The 15930-nt window shown below is 66.9% G+C and carries 15 protein-coding genes; 4 read left to right on the forward strand and 11 right to left on the reverse strand.

The features are described from left to right. Positions 1-11: 11 nt before the first annotated feature. Positions 12-1604 (reverse strand): glycosyltransferase family 39 protein, encoded by a 1593-nt coding sequence (locus tag H4W01_RS07150; protein ID WP_209610461.1) that lies wholly within the window; start codon positions 1602-1604, stop codon positions 12-14. Positions 1605-1681: 77 nt separating this feature from the next. Here H4W01_RS07150 and rfbF point away from each other — a divergent pair, with 77 nt between their 5' ends. Then, the gene (gene rfbF, locus H4W01_RS07155; protein ID WP_209610462.1) at positions 1682-2455 is read left to right on the forward strand and encodes a glucose-1-phosphate cytidylyltransferase; all 774 of its coding nucleotides are present in this window, start codon (positions 1682-1684) and stop codon (positions 2453-2455) included. Beyond that, positions 2440-3537, forward strand: a complete 1098-nt coding sequence (rfbG, locus tag H4W01_RS07160) for a CDP-glucose 4,6-dehydratase (protein ID WP_209610463.1) — start codon at positions 2440-2442, stop codon at positions 3535-3537. The genes rfbF and rfbG overlap by 16 nt, the downstream gene beginning before the upstream one ends. Here rfbG and H4W01_RS07165 read toward each other — a convergent pair. Genes H4W01_RS07165 through H4W01_RS07210 form a run of 10 tightly spaced genes read right to left on the reverse strand, consistent with a single transcriptional unit; the run spans position 3489 to position 14559 of the window. Continuing rightward, complete coding sequence (locus H4W01_RS07165) at positions 3489-4454, reverse strand: class I SAM-dependent methyltransferase (RefSeq protein WP_209610464.1); 966 nt, start codon at positions 4452-4454, stop codon at positions 3489-3491. The two genes, rfbG and H4W01_RS07165, sit on opposite strands and share 49 nt — an antisense overlap. Then, positions 4451-4855, reverse strand: a complete 405-nt coding sequence (locus H4W01_RS07170; protein ID WP_209610465.1) for a GtrA family protein — start codon at positions 4853-4855, stop codon at positions 4451-4453. The genes H4W01_RS07165 and H4W01_RS07170 overlap by 4 nt, the downstream gene beginning before the upstream one ends. Then, a complete protein-coding gene (locus H4W01_RS07175) occupies positions 4852-6672 on the reverse strand; it encodes a thiamine pyrophosphate-binding protein (protein WP_334685183.1) in 1821 nt (606 codons plus the stop codon). The genes H4W01_RS07170 and H4W01_RS07175 overlap by 4 nt, the downstream gene beginning before the upstream one ends. Further along, the gene (locus tag H4W01_RS07180; protein ID WP_209610467.1) at positions 6669-7679 is read right to left on the reverse strand and encodes an NAD-dependent epimerase/dehydratase family protein; all 1011 of its coding nucleotides are present in this window, start codon (positions 7677-7679) and stop codon (positions 6669-6671) included. The genes H4W01_RS07175 and H4W01_RS07180 overlap by 4 nt, the downstream gene beginning before the upstream one ends. Further along, the gene (locus H4W01_RS07185; protein WP_334685184.1) at positions 7676-8971 is read right to left on the reverse strand and encodes a hypothetical protein; all 1296 of its coding nucleotides are present in this window, start codon (positions 8969-8971) and stop codon (positions 7676-7678) included. Before H4W01_RS07185 ends, H4W01_RS07180 begins: the two co-directional genes overlap by 4 nt. After that, the gene (locus H4W01_RS07190; protein ID WP_209610468.1) at positions 8968-9924 is read right to left on the reverse strand and encodes a glycosyltransferase family 2 protein; all 957 of its coding nucleotides are present in this window, start codon (positions 9922-9924) and stop codon (positions 8968-8970) included. Before H4W01_RS07190 ends, H4W01_RS07185 begins: the two co-directional genes overlap by 4 nt. Beyond that, entirely contained in the window at positions 9921-11033 is a 1113-nt protein-coding gene (locus H4W01_RS07195; protein ID WP_209610469.1) for a capsule biosynthesis protein, read from the reverse strand. Before H4W01_RS07195 ends, H4W01_RS07190 begins: the two co-directional genes overlap by 4 nt. Then, positions 11030-12910, reverse strand: a complete 1881-nt coding sequence (locus tag H4W01_RS07200) for a polysaccharide biosynthesis/export family protein (protein ID WP_209610470.1) — start codon at positions 12908-12910, stop codon at positions 11030-11032. Before H4W01_RS07200 ends, H4W01_RS07195 begins: the two co-directional genes overlap by 4 nt. Further along, on the reverse strand, positions 12907-13737 hold the full coding sequence (locus H4W01_RS07205; RefSeq protein WP_334685185.1) for an inositol monophosphatase family protein: 831 nt from the start codon (positions 13735-13737) through the stop codon (positions 12907-12909). The genes H4W01_RS07200 and H4W01_RS07205 overlap by 4 nt, the downstream gene beginning before the upstream one ends. A 9-nt stretch (positions 13738-13746) precedes the next feature. Continuing rightward, positions 13747-14559, reverse strand: coding sequence for an aldolase/citrate lyase family protein (locus H4W01_RS07210; protein ID WP_334685186.1), 813 nt, complete (start codon positions 14557-14559; stop codon positions 13747-13749). A 124-nt stretch (positions 14560-14683) separates the two neighbouring features. Between H4W01_RS07210 and H4W01_RS07215 the strand changes: the two genes are divergently transcribed. Beyond that, positions 14684-15262, forward strand: a complete 579-nt coding sequence (locus H4W01_RS07215; protein WP_209610471.1) for a M23 family metallopeptidase — start codon at positions 14684-14686, stop codon at positions 15260-15262. A 119-nt stretch (positions 15263-15381) separates the two neighbouring features. Beyond that, positions 15382-15897: an RNA polymerase sigma factor gene (locus tag H4W01_RS07220; RefSeq protein ID WP_209610472.1), complete on the forward strand. Its 516-nt coding sequence runs from the start codon at positions 15382-15384 to the stop codon at positions 15895-15897. The last annotated feature ends 33 nt before the right edge of the window (positions 15898-15930 follow it).

Below are 15930 nucleotides of genomic sequence, written 5' to 3' on the forward strand. Positions count from 1 at the left end.
CCTTTTTGAAATCAGTCCCTTAGTCGGACGACATAGACCACCGGGCCGCCGCGCTTGCCCTCAATGGGCGAGACGATCGCCCGGATCGTGCCGCCGCGCGCCAAGCGCCGATAGGCGGCGATCTGCGCCGGGAAGCGCTCACGCTCGGCCTGATAGCGGGCGTAATGCGTGAAGACCGCATAGTCGGCACGACAGCTCGGCAATAAGTCAGGCGGAACGTTGCCGACATCGACAATCGCACTGCCCGCGCGCGCTGTCTCGACCTTGGCGTAGCTGGGCTTGCGCGCCATCATCGCGCGGATGTCGACGCAGCCCGACTGGCCCATCGGGAACAGCAATCGGCCAGGCCGACCGATCAGATCAAAGGCGGCGTGTTCGATCAGCACCGAGCGCTGCGGATCGACATGCGCGGTTAGCCATGCCGTGGCGATCTGGCGGGTGTCGGTGGCACGTTCCGCCGTCCGCGCGGCGTTCCAATACAGCATAAGCGCGCAAAACGCCGCCGTGATCGCCACGATAGCACTCCGCTCCAACCGCCGAGGCAGCAGCGCCGCGACCTGTGCGATGCCGACCGCCGCCGCCAGCGCGACGAACGGCAACACCGGCACGGCCCATCGTTCCCAAATCAGCGACTGCGCGCTGATCGAGGCGAGGAAGACGATGCCAACGGGCAGCACCGCCACTGCGAGCGTGCGGTGGCGATAGACGCTGACGGCACCGCCGACTGCTGCCAGTGCGACACAGACCGGCCCGAACGACCCGCTCAAAACGTCGGTGAGGTAATAGCGCAGGTTCGCAGCGAACCCGCCGCCGGTCGAGCCGAGATGATAGGGACGGGCTTCGCCCAGCAGATCGCGCATGACGATGGCATGGTCGATGAGGAGAAAGGGCGACACCGCGACCAGGGTCACGACCGCGACCACCGGCGCGATCGGCAGGTCGAGCAACCGCCGCCGGTCCCGCATCGCCAGCCACAGGATCGCGCATTCGACATTGCCGAAGGCGATGAAGGCGGGCCATTTCGTTGCGCAGGCCAGTCCCGTCGCGACCCCGGCCAGCACGATGTCGCGCCGCCGTCCGTGCTGGAATACGAGCACCGCGAACCGTGTGCTCAGAAGCATGAACGCAGTCGCCATCATGTCGGTGCGGATGATCTGCGAGAGTTCGATGTGGAGTGGGTTCACCGCCAGCAATGCGGCCGCGATCAGCCCGACGCGCGGCCCCACCGCGCGCTTGCCGATGCTCCACGTGAGATAGATGCAGGCGAGGCCGCAAGCGACCATCAGCAGCCGGCCCGGCACGATCAGCAAACCCGGATCGGCGAAGACGGCGGCGGCGAAGCCCGCCGGGGTCCACCATCCCGCCGCGATGCCGCTCGCCGCCACGCCCGCGAAGATCACCGCCAGCGCATAGAACAACGTTGTCGCCGGATGCCCGAACCAGCCGGGATCGAACGTGTGGCCGCGCAGCATGTCGAGCGCTTTCATCACGAACAGTGGCTCGTCGGGGTCGTTGAGGGAGGGGAGGCCGAAGCCCAGGTGCCACAGCCGTAATGCTGCCCCGAGCAGCAGGATGCCGACCAGGGTCGCGCGCCCCTTGGTCATCCGCAAACGCGGTAATCCTTTACGGGGACGGCGGGGTGTTTCCGTCATCATGCGACTGGTACTTTTCTGGAGGAATGATGCAGACCGTGATTTTGGCCGGCGGCCTCGGCAGCCGGCTCGGCGAGGAAACCGCGATCCGGCCCAAACCGATGGTCGAGATCGGCGGCATGCCGATCCTGTGGCACATCATGAAGATCTACGCGGCGGCCGGGCTCAACGATTTCATCGTGTGCCTCGGCTACAAGGGCTATGTCATCAAGGAGTATTTCGCGAACTACTTCCTGCATACGTCCGACGTGACGATCGATCTGCGCGGCGGCAACGGCATCGAAGTCCACAGCTCGCGGAGCGAGCCGTGGCGCATCACGCTGGTCGATACCGGTGCCGAGACGATGACCGGCGGGCGGTTGAAGGCGATCCGGCCGTATCTCGATCCCGACGCGCCGTTCTGCTTCACTTATGGTGACGGCGTGGCCGACATCGACATCGCCGATCTCGTCCGCTTTCACAAAAGCCACAATATGCGCGCGACGATCACCTCGGTCGCCCCGCCGGGCCGGTTCGGCGCGCTGGAATTCGCCGGCGACGCGGTAACGGCGTTCCGTGAGAAGCCGGCGGGGGATGGTGGCCTTATCAACGGCGGCTTCTTCGTCGCCGATCCGAGCGTACTCGACCTGATCGCCGGCCCCGACACGATCTGGGAAGCCGAACCGCTCCAGCGGCTCGCCGAGCAGGGCGAATTGCGCGGCTATCGCCATCATGGCTTTTGGCACCCGATGGATACGTTGCGCGACAAGCTGCACCTCGATGCGCTCTGGCAATCGGGGGCGGCACCGTGGAAGCGCTGGTGAACCCCGCCTGGCGCGGCCGCCGCGTACTCGTCACCGGGCATACCGGCTTCAAGGGCAGCTGGCTGGCGCTGTGGCTGCATGCGATGGGTGCCGAGGTGACGGGCTTCGCGCTGCCGCCACCCACTGAGCCGAGCATCTTCGCGAGCGCGCGTATCCAGGACCTGGTAACGCACGTCCAGGGCGATATCCGCGATCTGGATGCGCTCCGGCGCGTCGTCGCTGCCGCCCGTCCAGAGATGATCTTTCATCTCGCGGCGCAGCCGCTGGTGCGTCTGTCGTACGAAAGCCCGGTCGAAACCTATGCCGCCAACGTGATGGGCACCGTCCATCTGCTCGAGGCGGCACGGCAGGTTGGCGGAGTCGCCGGCATCGTCTGCGTCACCAGCGACAAATGTTATGCCAACCGCGAATGGGACTGGCCATATCGCGAGAACGATCCGATGGGCGGGCATGATCCGTACAGCAGCAGCAAGGGCTGCGCCGAACTCGTCATCGCCGCCTATCGATCCTCCTATTTCGACGCGGCCGGGCCACTGCTCGCTTCGGTGCGCGCGGGCAACGTCATCGGCGGCGGCGACTGGGCGGCGGACCGGCTGATCCCCGATCTGGTGCGCGCGTTCCTGGCTGGCCAGGCGCCGGTGATCCGCTCGCCCGGATCGGTGCGGCCGTGGCAGCATGTGCTGGAGGCGCTGGCGGGGTATCTCGCGGTCGGCGCGCGGTTGCTCGGCGGCGAGCGGCGTTTTGCCGACGGCTGGAACTTCGGCCCCGGCGACGAGGATGCCCGTCCCGTGCAGTGGATCGTCGATCGCATGCGCGCGAGCTGGCGGGACGAAACCGCAGCCCCCGTTGCCGAGACCGGGCCGATCCCGCACGAAGCCGGCCTGTTGCGGCTCGACAGTTCGCGGGCACGCGGTGCGCTTGGCTGGTGCCCGGCGCTCACGCTCGGCGCAGCGATCGACTGGATCGTCGACTGGCACAAGGCGGTTGCGGACGGTGCCGACGTCCGTGCCGTCACACAGCGGCAGGTTGCGCATTATGCGGAGATTTCGACCCGCTCCGCGACGGCCATGGCCGCGGGCTGATCCGTTGAACGGCGCGCGAGCGTCATGATGTTGCCCAGGCGCAGCCCGATGGCGCGCCTGGGCAGCGGCATCCACTCCGTCCGCACACCGAGCGCGGCCCCTGCCTGACGGGCGAGGAAATCGATCGGGAAGACATTGCGGCTGCGCGTGATCGCCACGTCGGCGAAGCCCGCCTGCGTCACCGCGCGCCGGATCGTGGCGGGGTTGTACAATTCGGGATGCTGCAAGCAAAAGGCCGGCCAGCGCGGCCCCAGCACGCGGCGCAGCAGCGAGCGTTCGTCGTGCGTCACCAGCATCAGCGTGCCGCCGGGGCGCAGCTTGCGGTGGACGGCCTCGAGCATGCCGACCGGATCGAGCAGATGGTCGAGCAAATGTACCATCACGGCCAGCCCGACGCTGCCATCGGGAACCGCGTTGAGATTCGACATGCCCGCAAACACACGCGCCCGCTGACCGGAAACGGCTGCGGACAAGATGTCGTGCACTTCGCGGTTCGGCTCGAACAGCCAGAAGCGGTCGAACCGTCCGCGCCGCGCCGCTTCGCCGGCGATATGGCCGACATCGGGCCCGATCTCGAGATAATCGCCGTCGAGTGGACACGCTGCTGCGACCGCATCGAAATAGCCGCGCTGCGTTGCCGCGATCGCATCGCCGTCGACCGAGTTCATGTTGGGCGGCATCGTCGCGTAGAGTTCGCCCAATTGCGCCTCGCCGAAGAAGATCGGATTGTAGAGCAAGCCGCATCCGCTGCAGCGATGATAGCTGAAGAAACACCGCGCCTTCTCGATCCCGAACCAGAACGGCGTGAGATCGGCGAGCGGCAGATAATCGGCACGTCTGGTGCTGACCACTTCGGGTCGGGCATCGGCCGACCCGCAGATCGGGCAATCGCGGTCACGCAGCGCCGCAAGCGTCATTTCGGTCTCCCCCGGAAGGTTACGCGACTGTGCCAGAACCAGCTTCCGACAATCAGGATCGCGGTGAAGGCGAGTTGGGCCGGGACGGGCGGCAGCCGCGCAACCTCGACTAGGAAGGGCAGCGCCGCCCAGTTTGCGGCGTAATTGACGAGGTAAAAGCTCGCGAAGGTCGCGAATTCGCGCAGCAGATTGCCGCGCGTGCGGAACACCCCCGCTTTGTAGGTCGTGAATGCGAAGCACAGCGACAGCGCCTGCGCGATACCCAGCGCCAGCAGATAGCGCCCGTGCAGTGCGGGCACGCCCCACAGCAACAGCGGATAGACCGACAGGCCGAGCGCGGTGTTGGCAGTGCCCGCCACCAAAAAACGGAGCGGTCTGCGCCGGTCCGCCGCCCGGGTCACGACTCCTCCAGCAGCGGGATCGCCATGTTCTCCCGCAGTACTTCGCGCGGCAGGAACGGCGACAAATCCTCAAGCGGCGGCGAGGTGATACGGCCGTCGGCATGCGCCTTGGAGCCGAGCTTGGGTGCATAGGGCACCGCCTCATCGACCATGATTTCGCAAAACGCCGGGCCGTCGCTCGCCAGCGTCGCTGCGATCGCTCCGGCGAGATCATTATGCCCGTCCGCGCGGTGGTAGGCGAAACCGAAGGCGGCGGCGACCTTGGCGAAATCCGGGAAGGTCACATGGCTCTTCGGCCCGCCGCCGACCTCGACGCCGTTGAAGAAATTGCGCTGCGTCTGGAAGATCGAGACGTAGCCGTTGTTGTTGATGAGGAACACCTTCACCGGCATGCCGTAACCGGCGATGGTCTGCATTTCCTGCAGGTTCATCATGATGCTGCCGTCGCCCGCGATGCAGATCACGCGGCGCGCATTCTTGGTCGCGGCGCACACGCCGATCGCGGCGGGCAGATCATAGCCCATCGTCGCGCTGCCCGAATTGGTCCACAGCCGCTGGCCCTGCTGGATGCGCGCGGTCTGGAAACTTACGACGCAGGCACTGCCGTTGCCCGTGACGACGATTTCGTCCTGGTCGAGCGCCTCGAACAGCGCTTCCATCGCGACATAGGGATGGTTGGCGGGGCCGTGATAGCGATATTCGGGCAGCACCACCGGGAAACGCGCGCCGCGTTCGCGCGACCAGGCGAGCCAGTTGCGGTGTGCCTCCGTCGGGCCGGCATAGGGCGCTGCGATCAGCGCGGGGAGGAGATCGGCGAGATCGGCGACCACCGGCATGTCGGGCCGCACGGTCGGCTTGGCGAGTTCGAGCGGATCGATATCGACCCAGATCTTGTACGCCGCGCGCGCGAAACTCTGCCAATTGTAGCTGACCTGACGGATGTTGAGCCGACTGCCGAGCACCAGCAGCAGATCGGCGCTCTGCGTCACCATGTTGCCGCCGCGATCGCCCACTGTGCCGGGGCGCCCGGCATAGAGCGGATGCGCGTTCCACAATGCGTCATGCGCGTTCCAACCGGTCACCACCGGCACGCCGAGCCGCTCGATCAGCCGTACGAAATCGGCATGCGCGCCGCTCAACCGCACGCCATTGCCAACGAACACCACCGGCCGCTCGGCCTGCGCGATCCGCGCGAGGATCTCGCGAGCGGTCGCGGCGAGATCGATATCGTGCCACGGCTCAAGACGTTCGTCCGCATCGAAGCCCGGGAGCGTAGCGGGGTCGATCATCGCCGCCTGCACGTCGAGCGGAATGTCGAGCCAGACCGGGCCCGGTCGGCCGTGCGTGGCGAGGTACAGCGCCTTTTCGAGATGGTGGCGGATCGACTGCGGATCGGTCACCATCGTCGCATATTTGGTGATTGGCCGGACCAGCTCCTCGATATCGAGCTCCTGATCACCGAATTGGCGCAGCGCGAGGCCGGTCGCGCGCACCGTCGTCTCGGTCTTCACCTGGCCGGAAATGACCAGCATCGGGATCGAGTCGACAAATGCGCCATAGACGCCGGTGATGGCGTTGGTGCCGCCCGGCCCCGACGTGACGTTGACCAGCGCCGGGCGGTTGGTGAGCCGCGCATAGGCCTCCGCCGCGATCGACAGCGCCTGTTCGTGGTGGGTGAAGGTCGTCGTCAGCCGTGGATTCGTGCCGATCGCATGGTTGAGATGCATCGCGCCACCGCCGGTCAGCATGAAGACATCGGTGATGCCATTGTCGGCCAGCCAGTCGGCGAGCCAAATCGAAAGCTTGATCGTGGTCATGCGGTCCATCCATGTGAAGCGGCGGTGCGGCGGATCGCCGTGTCGAGGTCGACAGTGGCGGCGACGCCAAGGTCGCGGCGAATGCGCGCGGTTGCGGGAACGTAGCGGCCTGGGTTCCAGCCGGGATCGGGGCGGCCCAGGATCTCGACGCCTGGGCCGCCGAGCACCGCAGCGGTGCGGTGGGCGAGATCGGCGATCGACACCGCTTCCTCGGAGCCGACATTGTAGCTCGCGCCCGGCGTGCCCGTGAGGGTGAGCGTCCACATCCATATCGCCAGATCGGCGGCGTAGAGATACGATCGCACGGCCTGCCCCGAACCCTCGACGCGCACGATCCGGCCAGCCATCGCATCGCGAATGAAATTGCCGGCGGCGAAATGCGTATCGAGCGACAGCAACGGGCCGAGCAAAGCAAAGATTCGCGCGCTGACCGTATCGAGCCCGAATTGGCTGCGGTAGATCGCGCAGAGCGTCTCCGCCGCGCGCTTGCCCTCGGCATAGGAGGAGCGTGGATCGAGCGGATCGGGGCCGCCCATCCAATCCTCGCCGACGTGGGCGAGGTCCCACGGCTGCACGCCATAGACCGCGCCCGAGCTCATGAAGACGAAGCGCGCACCGCGATCGACCGCGACATCGAGTGCGGCGCGGGTGCCCCCTAGGATCGTGTCGAACATCCGGCGCGGGTCGCTGTCGCGCAGCGCGGCGCTGGCGTCGGTCGCGCCGTGGATGACATGCGTGAAGGCACCCTGCGGCGGCACGAAGCGCGTGATATCACCAGCCACCAAGGCGAAGCGCCGCGCCAGATCGGGTTCGCGCCGCGCGAAGGCGGCGGGGTCGCGCGTCAGCAGCGTTACCGTCACCGACACCGGCGCGCGCGCGAGCGCCGCCAGCATCCACCGGCCGATGAAACCGGTGCCACCGGTCATGAAGATCCGCGCTCCCTCCAGTCGGGGCCACAGCGGGGCCATCGCAGCATCCATCGCGAGAAGATCGCTCTGCGGGATCATGCGACTGCGAGCCCCAGCGACGGTCGCGTGTCGCGGTGCGCGCGCACCACCTGCGCCAGCCCGTCGAGGGCGAGCGCCCACACGATCGCGGCGATCAGGCCCGGCCGGATAAAGTGGCCGAGCGCGAGGCCCAGCCTGGGCAACACCGTGGTGCCGCCCAGCCAGCTCGTCCCCGGCACCTCCATGATCGTCGACAGCGGCCATTCGAACACGAGGCTGAGCGCGTAGGCACACATGATCGCAATGGTCGGGCCGATCCCCCGCCCGCGCTCGAGGAACACCAGAAACAGCAAGAAGGTCTGGGTATAGCCACCGGGCGACTGGGTGACGAAATAGGTGCCGAGCAGGATCGCCGCGAGTCTGCCCCGCTCGAGCGCGCCCGGTTGCAGCCATGCCGCCGCGAGGCACAGCGCCGCCACCGCCTGGGTCGAGCGGATCACGATCGGCACCGCCACCTCAATCCCCTCGATCAGGCGCGACGGCACGAAATCGAGCACCGGCATTTGCGAGGCGCGGACCAGCAGCAGCGGCGCATAGCTGGTCGAATAGGCAATCTCGCCCCACACCTGCCCGGTCTGGAAAGTCACCCAATTGGCGGTGTTGGCGACGATCTCGGCCGGCGTTCCCGCCCCGACCAGTGCCAGCGTGACCAGATACAGCGCTACCGTCGCGAAGCCGGCATATTCGAGCGGCCGCCACTCACGCCGCACGGCGTGGGCGAAGGCACCGAGCACCAGATACGGCTTGAAGTTGATCGCCACCGCATTCGCGACCGCGCGCGCAAGCGGCGAGCGCGTGACCGGGCCATAAGCGACGATAAACGCAGCGAAACCAGCGAGAATGAGGTTCCCGCGCTCCAGCGTGTAGAGCAGCGGCAGGCCGACCGCGAAGGCGGCGGTGCGCGGAATCGCGGTGCGCCGGTCGTTGCGTCGGAAGGCGATCCACAGCAGGATCACATCAATCAAGTAGAGCGCGCCGATCGCCGAACGTCCCACCCAGTCGCAATCCCGCGCATGGAATGGGGAATCGCGGTAGCAGCCGGGCAAGCTCGCGAGATCGAGAAACACGAACGACAGCGGCGGATAGATGCTGCGCCACACGTCATAGGCACCCGGCCGGTTCGCCCAGAAGGCGGTGTTGAACCAGTCCATGAAGGTATCGTTGGTATCGAACACGAACGGCGCGGGCAGATAGTGATTGGCGTGGAAAAACATCGCCATCCGCCCGACGCTCGCCAGCACGGCGAGCATCAGCGCATATTCGACGAACGGCCAGCGCCCGCGCGCGATCACACCCGCTCCTCGCGCGGCGGGAAATTGAGGCGCGCTTCTTCGATCACCAGCGGCGCGCCGCGCGATCGCTCGGCGATCAGCCGCACCTGATCGCCGATCAGGCCCAGGAACAGTAGCAGCACGGCGAACATTGCCAGCGCCAGCCCGAGTGCGGCGAGCACCAGCGCCGGTCCGCCGAGCAGTATAGCGACCAGCGCCGCAGCAAAGGCGATCACCGCGAGAACCGCGATCGCTACCGCCAGCAGCATCGGTGCGCGCAGCAGCGTCTTCGCCGAACCCGCCAACCCCGACAAGGCGAAGGCGAGCAAGGCGGCAGGGCCGTTCTTGGTCTCTCCGGCGGCGCGTGGCGGGCGATCGAACGGGACCAACGCGATCGGATAGCCGGTCTCCACCACCATGCCGCGAAAGAACGGCTCAGGCTCGTGCCACCGCGCCAGTTCGTCGACCACGACACGGTCGAACAGTCCGAAACCGGTTGCGTTGGGGATGATCGGATAATCGGCGACCTGCGCCAGCATCGTATAGCCGGTCTTGCGGATCAGCCCGAGCAACGGCCCAGTCTGCTCCGAGCGACGCTGTCCCAGCACGATTTTCGCGCCGCCGCGCCACAGCCGCACCAATTCGCCGATCAGCGCGGGCGGGTCCTGAAAATCGGCGCACATGCCGATCACCGCTTCGCCCGTCGCCTGATAGATGCCGTGCGTCGGCGAGCGCATCTGGCCGTAATTGCGGGTGTTGAAGATCGCCCGCACCCGCCCGTCCTCGGCGCACATTTCGCGCAGAATATCGCGGGTCGCATCGGTCGAGCGATTGTCGATGAAGATGATCTCGTGGCTCGCGACATGCCGCTCCGCCTCAGCGGTGACCGCCGCGCAGATCGCACGGACGTTCTCCTCCTCGTTGAAGCACGGGATGACGATCGATAGCTCGGGTGGCCGTTCCGCTGCGGTCATGCGATCGGCTCGGGTTCGAGCCAACGCAGACGGATGCCGGTCGCGGGTGCATAAAACTCGGTGAACAGCGCGAGGCCGAACACCAAAGCGAGCAGCGCCACCGCCGAAATGTTGTACTTGCGATCGGCATCCAGGCGCGGCTGCTCGATGATCTGTGCGTCCGAGGCGGTTTCGGCGGCGAGCGCCTCGACCGCGACTTCCTCGGACGAGCGCGCATAGACCTCATACAGCGCCTGCGCGAACTTGTAGTTGCGGAACAGATCGAAATACCGTCCCGACGTCTCCGACAGCCCGGCGACATTGGGTCCGGCGGCACCGGTCGCGGGCGCGGCCGAACTGGCGATCTGGCTTTGCAGCGAGGCGATCTCCGATTGGACCGCCTGCAGTTGTGGGTTGTCGCTGCCCTGGAACTGCTGAAGCGTCCGCAGTTCAACCCGCTTGGCTTGCAACTGCGCCTGCAACCCGGCGCGCAGCGACAGTTCAGCGCCCAATTGAGCCTCGGGTTCGGCAAGATTGTTCTGACGGCGGAACCCCTTCAGCGCTGCTTCGGCGCGGGTGACCTGATCGGCCGCCTCGCGGTAGCGGGCCTGCACGATGGTGCGCTTGCGCACGACACGCTCGTGCCCGAGCGCGTTGAGCCGCTCGGTGACGGCAGTGACATAGGCCTGCGTCAGCCGTTCCGCCTCGACCGGATCATGCGTGCGCGCTTCGATCTCGAGCACTCCCCCGGTCAGCGAATGCACATCGACCAGCCGGGCGAGTGCACGGCGCGCCGCCGCCTCGGAGCCGAAGCCGTCCGGCCCGGCCAGCTTGAGCCGAGCAATCACGGTGATCGCCACCTCGTTGCTGCGCGCGACTGCCAGATACAGGTCGACGGGCTGCTTCGCCCCGCCGAGCAGCGATGCGAAACCCTGCAACTGCCCGCCTAGCGCATTCATCATCGAGCTCAACCCGATGCTGGCGCTGTCCTGCGGGACGATCTGCGCACGCGCTACATATGGCGTCGGGAAGACGCACAGCAGGCCTAGAGCGGCCATCGACGCCGCGTAGATCCGACGCCGGATACGGCGATCGGCGATCGCGCGCCGGAGCGTGACGAGCGCGCTCAATTGACGGCGTTCGCGATGGTGGCAGCGCTGATCAACGGGCTGAACAACGATCCGGTAATGTCGCGCAGCCGCGCCCAGAATTCGCCGCGCGCAGCATCGACCGGCACGAAGATCAGATCGCCGGGCAGCGCCGGTGCCTTCAGCACACGGCGGCCGCCCGCCACGACCGTGCCGTTGGCGCGCACCACGAACACCCCATTCTTGTCGCCAAGCTTCTGGATGCCGCCTGCCGACTTCACGAAATCGCCGATCGACATGCCGTCATGGTACGCGAAGGACGCGGGGCTCGGGACCGAGCCGAACACGCCGATCGTGACCGGCCGGGGCGGCACGAACACCGAATCGCTGTTCTCCACGATCACGTCGCCGGGCAGCGCGGTGGCGTTCACCGGCAGATCGAATACGAGGCGGCCGGTCGGCTCGCGCTTGCGCATCTGGTCGACCACCGAATGGATCATCGACAGGCTGCTCGCAGAGCTCATCTGCGCGCGGTTGACCGAGACGAGCGGCTGCGTGGTCAGCAGCAACTCCATGTCCTTCACTGCGCGATCGAAGCTTTGTCGCTGCTGGGCCTTGACGCTCTCGCGCGTGATGACGCTCGCATAGGGGAAGGCATCGGCGCTCAGACCGCCTGCCTGCGCCACGACATCGGCGAGCCTAGTGCCGGGCTTAACGTAATAGCGGCCCGGTTTGGCGACTTCGCCGCTGATCGTGATCAGCACCGGCTGTGTGCCGAGCGGGCGTTCGATGCCAAGGTCGGACAGCACGCGAACCACCGCGCCGCGCCGCACGATCGTGCTGCGTGCCTGATCGGCGCTGAGCTGCTGCCAGCCCGGCTTTTGGCCGAGCGTATCGAGTACCAGCAAGCGCGCCTGATCCGCGACGGTACTGGTGCCGCCGGCATAGGCGATCGCGTCGCTGATCGTCTGGTTAGGTGCCAGTTCGAAGATTGCTTCCTGATTGACGCTCCCCAGCACCGCGACCTGATCGCCGGCCGGCGCGACATAGATGACGTCGCCATTTTCCAGCGTCGCGTCGCCGGTCTTGTCGCCCTTCAAGAGCAGATCGTAGAGATCGAAATCGGAGACGAGCTTGCCGCCACGTCGCAACTGGAGCGAGCGGAAACTGCCCCCTGCGCTCGGCCCGCCCGCCGCCATCACCGCGCTGACCAGCGTCGAAAGGCTGCTGACCGTGATCGAACCCGGCCGCCGCGCGAAGCCGGTGACGTAAACGGTGATGCCGCGCAGCCGCGCAACCGTTACGTCGAGGTTGAACTGGCGATATTGCCGCGACACTTCGCGCGCGATGACATCGTGCAGATCGGCATAGCGCGTACCGCCGACCGTGATTGCCCCAACGCGCGGCACGAAGATGCGGCCCTCATTGTCGACCGTCAGCCGCAGCGCCGCCTGAACCGATCCGGTCAGGCCGAGCTGCAACTGGTCGCCCGGGTTTAGCCGGTAATCGCCCGGCACCGCCACGCTCGGCGGCGCGGCGAAGGTGCCAGCTTCGGGCGTCAGCAATTCTGCGCCGAAGCGGTGCAGCGGTTTGCCTGCAAGATCGGAGACATAGGTTTCGAACTCGCTCGGCCGCACCGGCTTGGCCATCGTGATCGGCGCGGCCTCATCTTTCGGTGGCGCGGACGGGTCAGTTTGGGCCGTCGACGCGGGAGCCTCGATGACGGCGGGCTGGAATTGCGCGACGCTGGTCTGCGGCACCGCGACGCTGGGGGACGCCGTTTTGGCCGCGCCCGATGCGCCTTGCGCCTGGTCTCCGACGGGCGAACTCAATTGCGCTCGGGCGGTGCCGGGTACGGCCAGCAGCGCCAGCGCCGGAATGAGCGCGCGCGCGGGAAAGCGCCGCTTCGGGGATGTCATGCTGCGATCGCTTCCGCAAGATGGAGCGGGGCGGCCGCGCTCAGGAACGATTTCGCCGCCGTCTGCCAAAGGTGTTCGGTGCCCGCCACGAGCAAGCCCGACGAGTCCGCGCCAACGCGATAGGGCTGGCCATCCCAATGTGCCGCGAAGCCGCCGGCTTCCTGCAGGAACAGCACGCCGGGCGCGTGATCCCACGGCAGGATGCGTTGGAACAGCGCGATGTCGTCCTGCCCCCGTACCAGCCGCGGATAGCTTTCGGCGGCGCAGCGTGGGATCGGCACAACATCGAAATGCCGCTCGGCACGGGCATGGACACGGGAGCGGCGAATCTCTGGCATGAACTGCGTGGCGAGGGCGGCGATCGGGCGGGTGCGGCGCGCCGCGCTGATGCGCACCGCCGTCCCGTCGATCGTCGCGCCCTTGTCGCGTACGGCGTGGCACAGACGCCCGGTGACCGGATCGAGCATCCAGCTTTCGATCGGCACGCCGTCCGCGATGAGCGCGACCATCACCCCGAACGGCGCATGGCCCGCCGCGAAGTTGCTCGTCCCGTCGAGCGGATCAACCAGCCACACCAGACCCCGGCCGGCATCGTCGAGCAGGGCGGGGTCCTCGGCGGCAGCCTCCTCACCGATCACCCGCGCGCCGAGCGCGAGCTGGTCGAGCCCGTCGCGCAGCCGCAATTCCGCTTCGCGGTCGGCGCGGGTGACGATCTCGCCAGGGCTCTTCTCGACAATGTCGTGCGCGAGCAACGCCCGGAACCGGGGCAGGATCTCGCGCGCGGCGACTTCGCGCATCAGCGCGGCGACGGGGGTCTGCAATTGCACGGGCTTGCCTCAGGCGGCGACGCTGGCCAGCCGGGGCTTGGCGGCGACGGCGACTCGCTCGCGCATCATTGCGATCCGTGCCTGATCCTCCCGCGCGATGCTCTCGTAATAGTCGCGCTTGTTCTCGAGCCACGCCAGCTCGAACGCGACCGCATTGCCGATGGCTTCCTCAAACCGCGCGGATTCGGCCATGCTGCCGTCGAAAATCACCTTGCGCGTTTCGAATCGGGTCAGCTTGACGCTGCGGATCTCGCGCAGCGCGTCCATCGCCTCAATCGCGACCGATCCACCGACGACGAGATCGAGGTCGTTGGCCAGACAGGCCTGGGCCGCGATCAGCACAGCATGGGTGATTTTGCGATGGTTGATCTCGCCGCGCGGCATGCCTTTCGACAAGGTGAAGTCGACCCGGCCGAACACGATGCCGTCAAGCCGCGCGCGCGCGATCGGCAGCATCTCGTCGAGCACCGCCAGCGTCGCGCCGGTTTCGAGGTTGAACAGGAACTCCGTGCCCTCGTGGCCAGCGCCGTACACCTTGTCGCGCGCATCGGCGAATTTGGAGAGCGCGTACGGCGTCTCCACCATCGGCGCGATGATGTGATCGATGCCGTACAGGCGTGAAGCGTACAGGTCCGAGATCGCCTCGCAGCCGCCGATCTTAAGCGCCACCTTCAAGTCGGCACGTCGGATGAGCTCGAGCAGGCGCAGGAATTCGTCGGGGCGGGTGCCTTCCGCTTCGAATTCCGCCTTGACGGCAACGACGCCGAATTCATCGCGGCCCTTTTTGAGCATATCGAGCATGCGGCGTTCGATCGTGTTCATAAACGCTGGTGTCCCCTGCGGGTGGTTGATCTGCGAGGAAGACGGGGCCGCTCGAAAAAAGCCGTAACCGGTCGGGAAAAATTTTTGGGCTACGGGATGTGTGTGGCGAATCCGTCCTCGCTGTATGCGGAAAACGATCCTGTTCCTGATGTTCGCCATGCTGGCGGGATCCGCAACCGGGCGGCCGCGCGGCCATGAGACAGCACGGGTCATCCGCCTCTCGTCGAGCTTCGGCAGCCGGGTCGATCCCTTTCTCGGCACCACGGCGATGCACCGCGGCATCGACCTGGCCGGTCCCGCCGGGACGCCGATCCTCGCCGCCGCCGCCGGTGTGGTCCGCTTTTCCGGCCCGCGCGGCGGCTATGGCGGTTTCGTCGAGATCGCCCATCCCGATGGCTCGCGGACCCGCTATGGCCACATGGAGCGGCTGATGGTGTCGGCGGGCACGGTGGTCGATCGGGGCACGATCCTCGGCCTGATGGGGTCGACCGGGCGATCGACCGGTAGCCACCTCCATTTCGAATATCTGCTGGGCGGGGTGGCGGTCGATCCGCTTTCCTATCTCGGCTCGGTCCCGGCGCTGCGGCCCGCGCCCTTCGGCGTGTCGCCATCGCCACCCCGCGGAACGACCGTCCCGTTCCGCTCCGCTTTCGCCCGCGCGCGCGATGTGGCGGCGGGTGCGCCTATGGAAAGCGCGCAGTGACACTGGCGTGGGCACCGCCCCATCCGTATATCGAGGGTCACTTCGCGCGCCGCGCGAGGGTCTCCGGTGTCGCCAAAGGGGGCTTGGCACGCCGCTTCAGGAGTGCTTTTGCGCCCGCCATGACGATCGCACCGGCCATTGACGGGTTGCAGCGCGTGTTCCTCAGCGAACGCGCGAAGTTGCTCCGCTTCCTCGCGGTACGTGGTGCCGGCGAGGATGCCGAAGACGTGCTCCAGGACCTTTGGCAGCGAATCACGAGCGCCCGACACGAACCGATCGGTGATCCGCTTTCCTATCTGTTCCGCGCAGCCGAGAATGTCATGCGCGATCATCAGCGCAGCCATGTCAGCCGGGCACGACGCCAGCGCGACTGGCACGACGCGAGCGCAATCGATTATGACGAGCAACCCGGCGAGCGCGCGCTGATCGCGCGCGAACGGTTGCAGGAGGCGGAACAGGTGCTTGCGGCGCTGGGCCCGCGCGTCGCCGAGATCTTCCGGAAATATCGGCTCGAGGGCATGGGGCAGGCGGCGATCGCGCGCGAATTCGGCCTCAGCCTCAGCTCGGTCGAAAAGGATCTGCACAAGGCGTATCGCGCCTTGGCGCAGTTGAGGGCGAAATTCGATGCGGAATGATCGACACGATTCCGTCTTCGACGCAAGGGGACG

Origin of the sequence: Sphingomonas sp. PL20 (assembly GCF_017875905.1) — a bacterium.
GTDB classification, from domain to species: Bacteria; Pseudomonadota; Alphaproteobacteria; order Sphingomonadales; family Sphingomonadaceae; genus Sphingomonas; species Sphingomonas echinoides.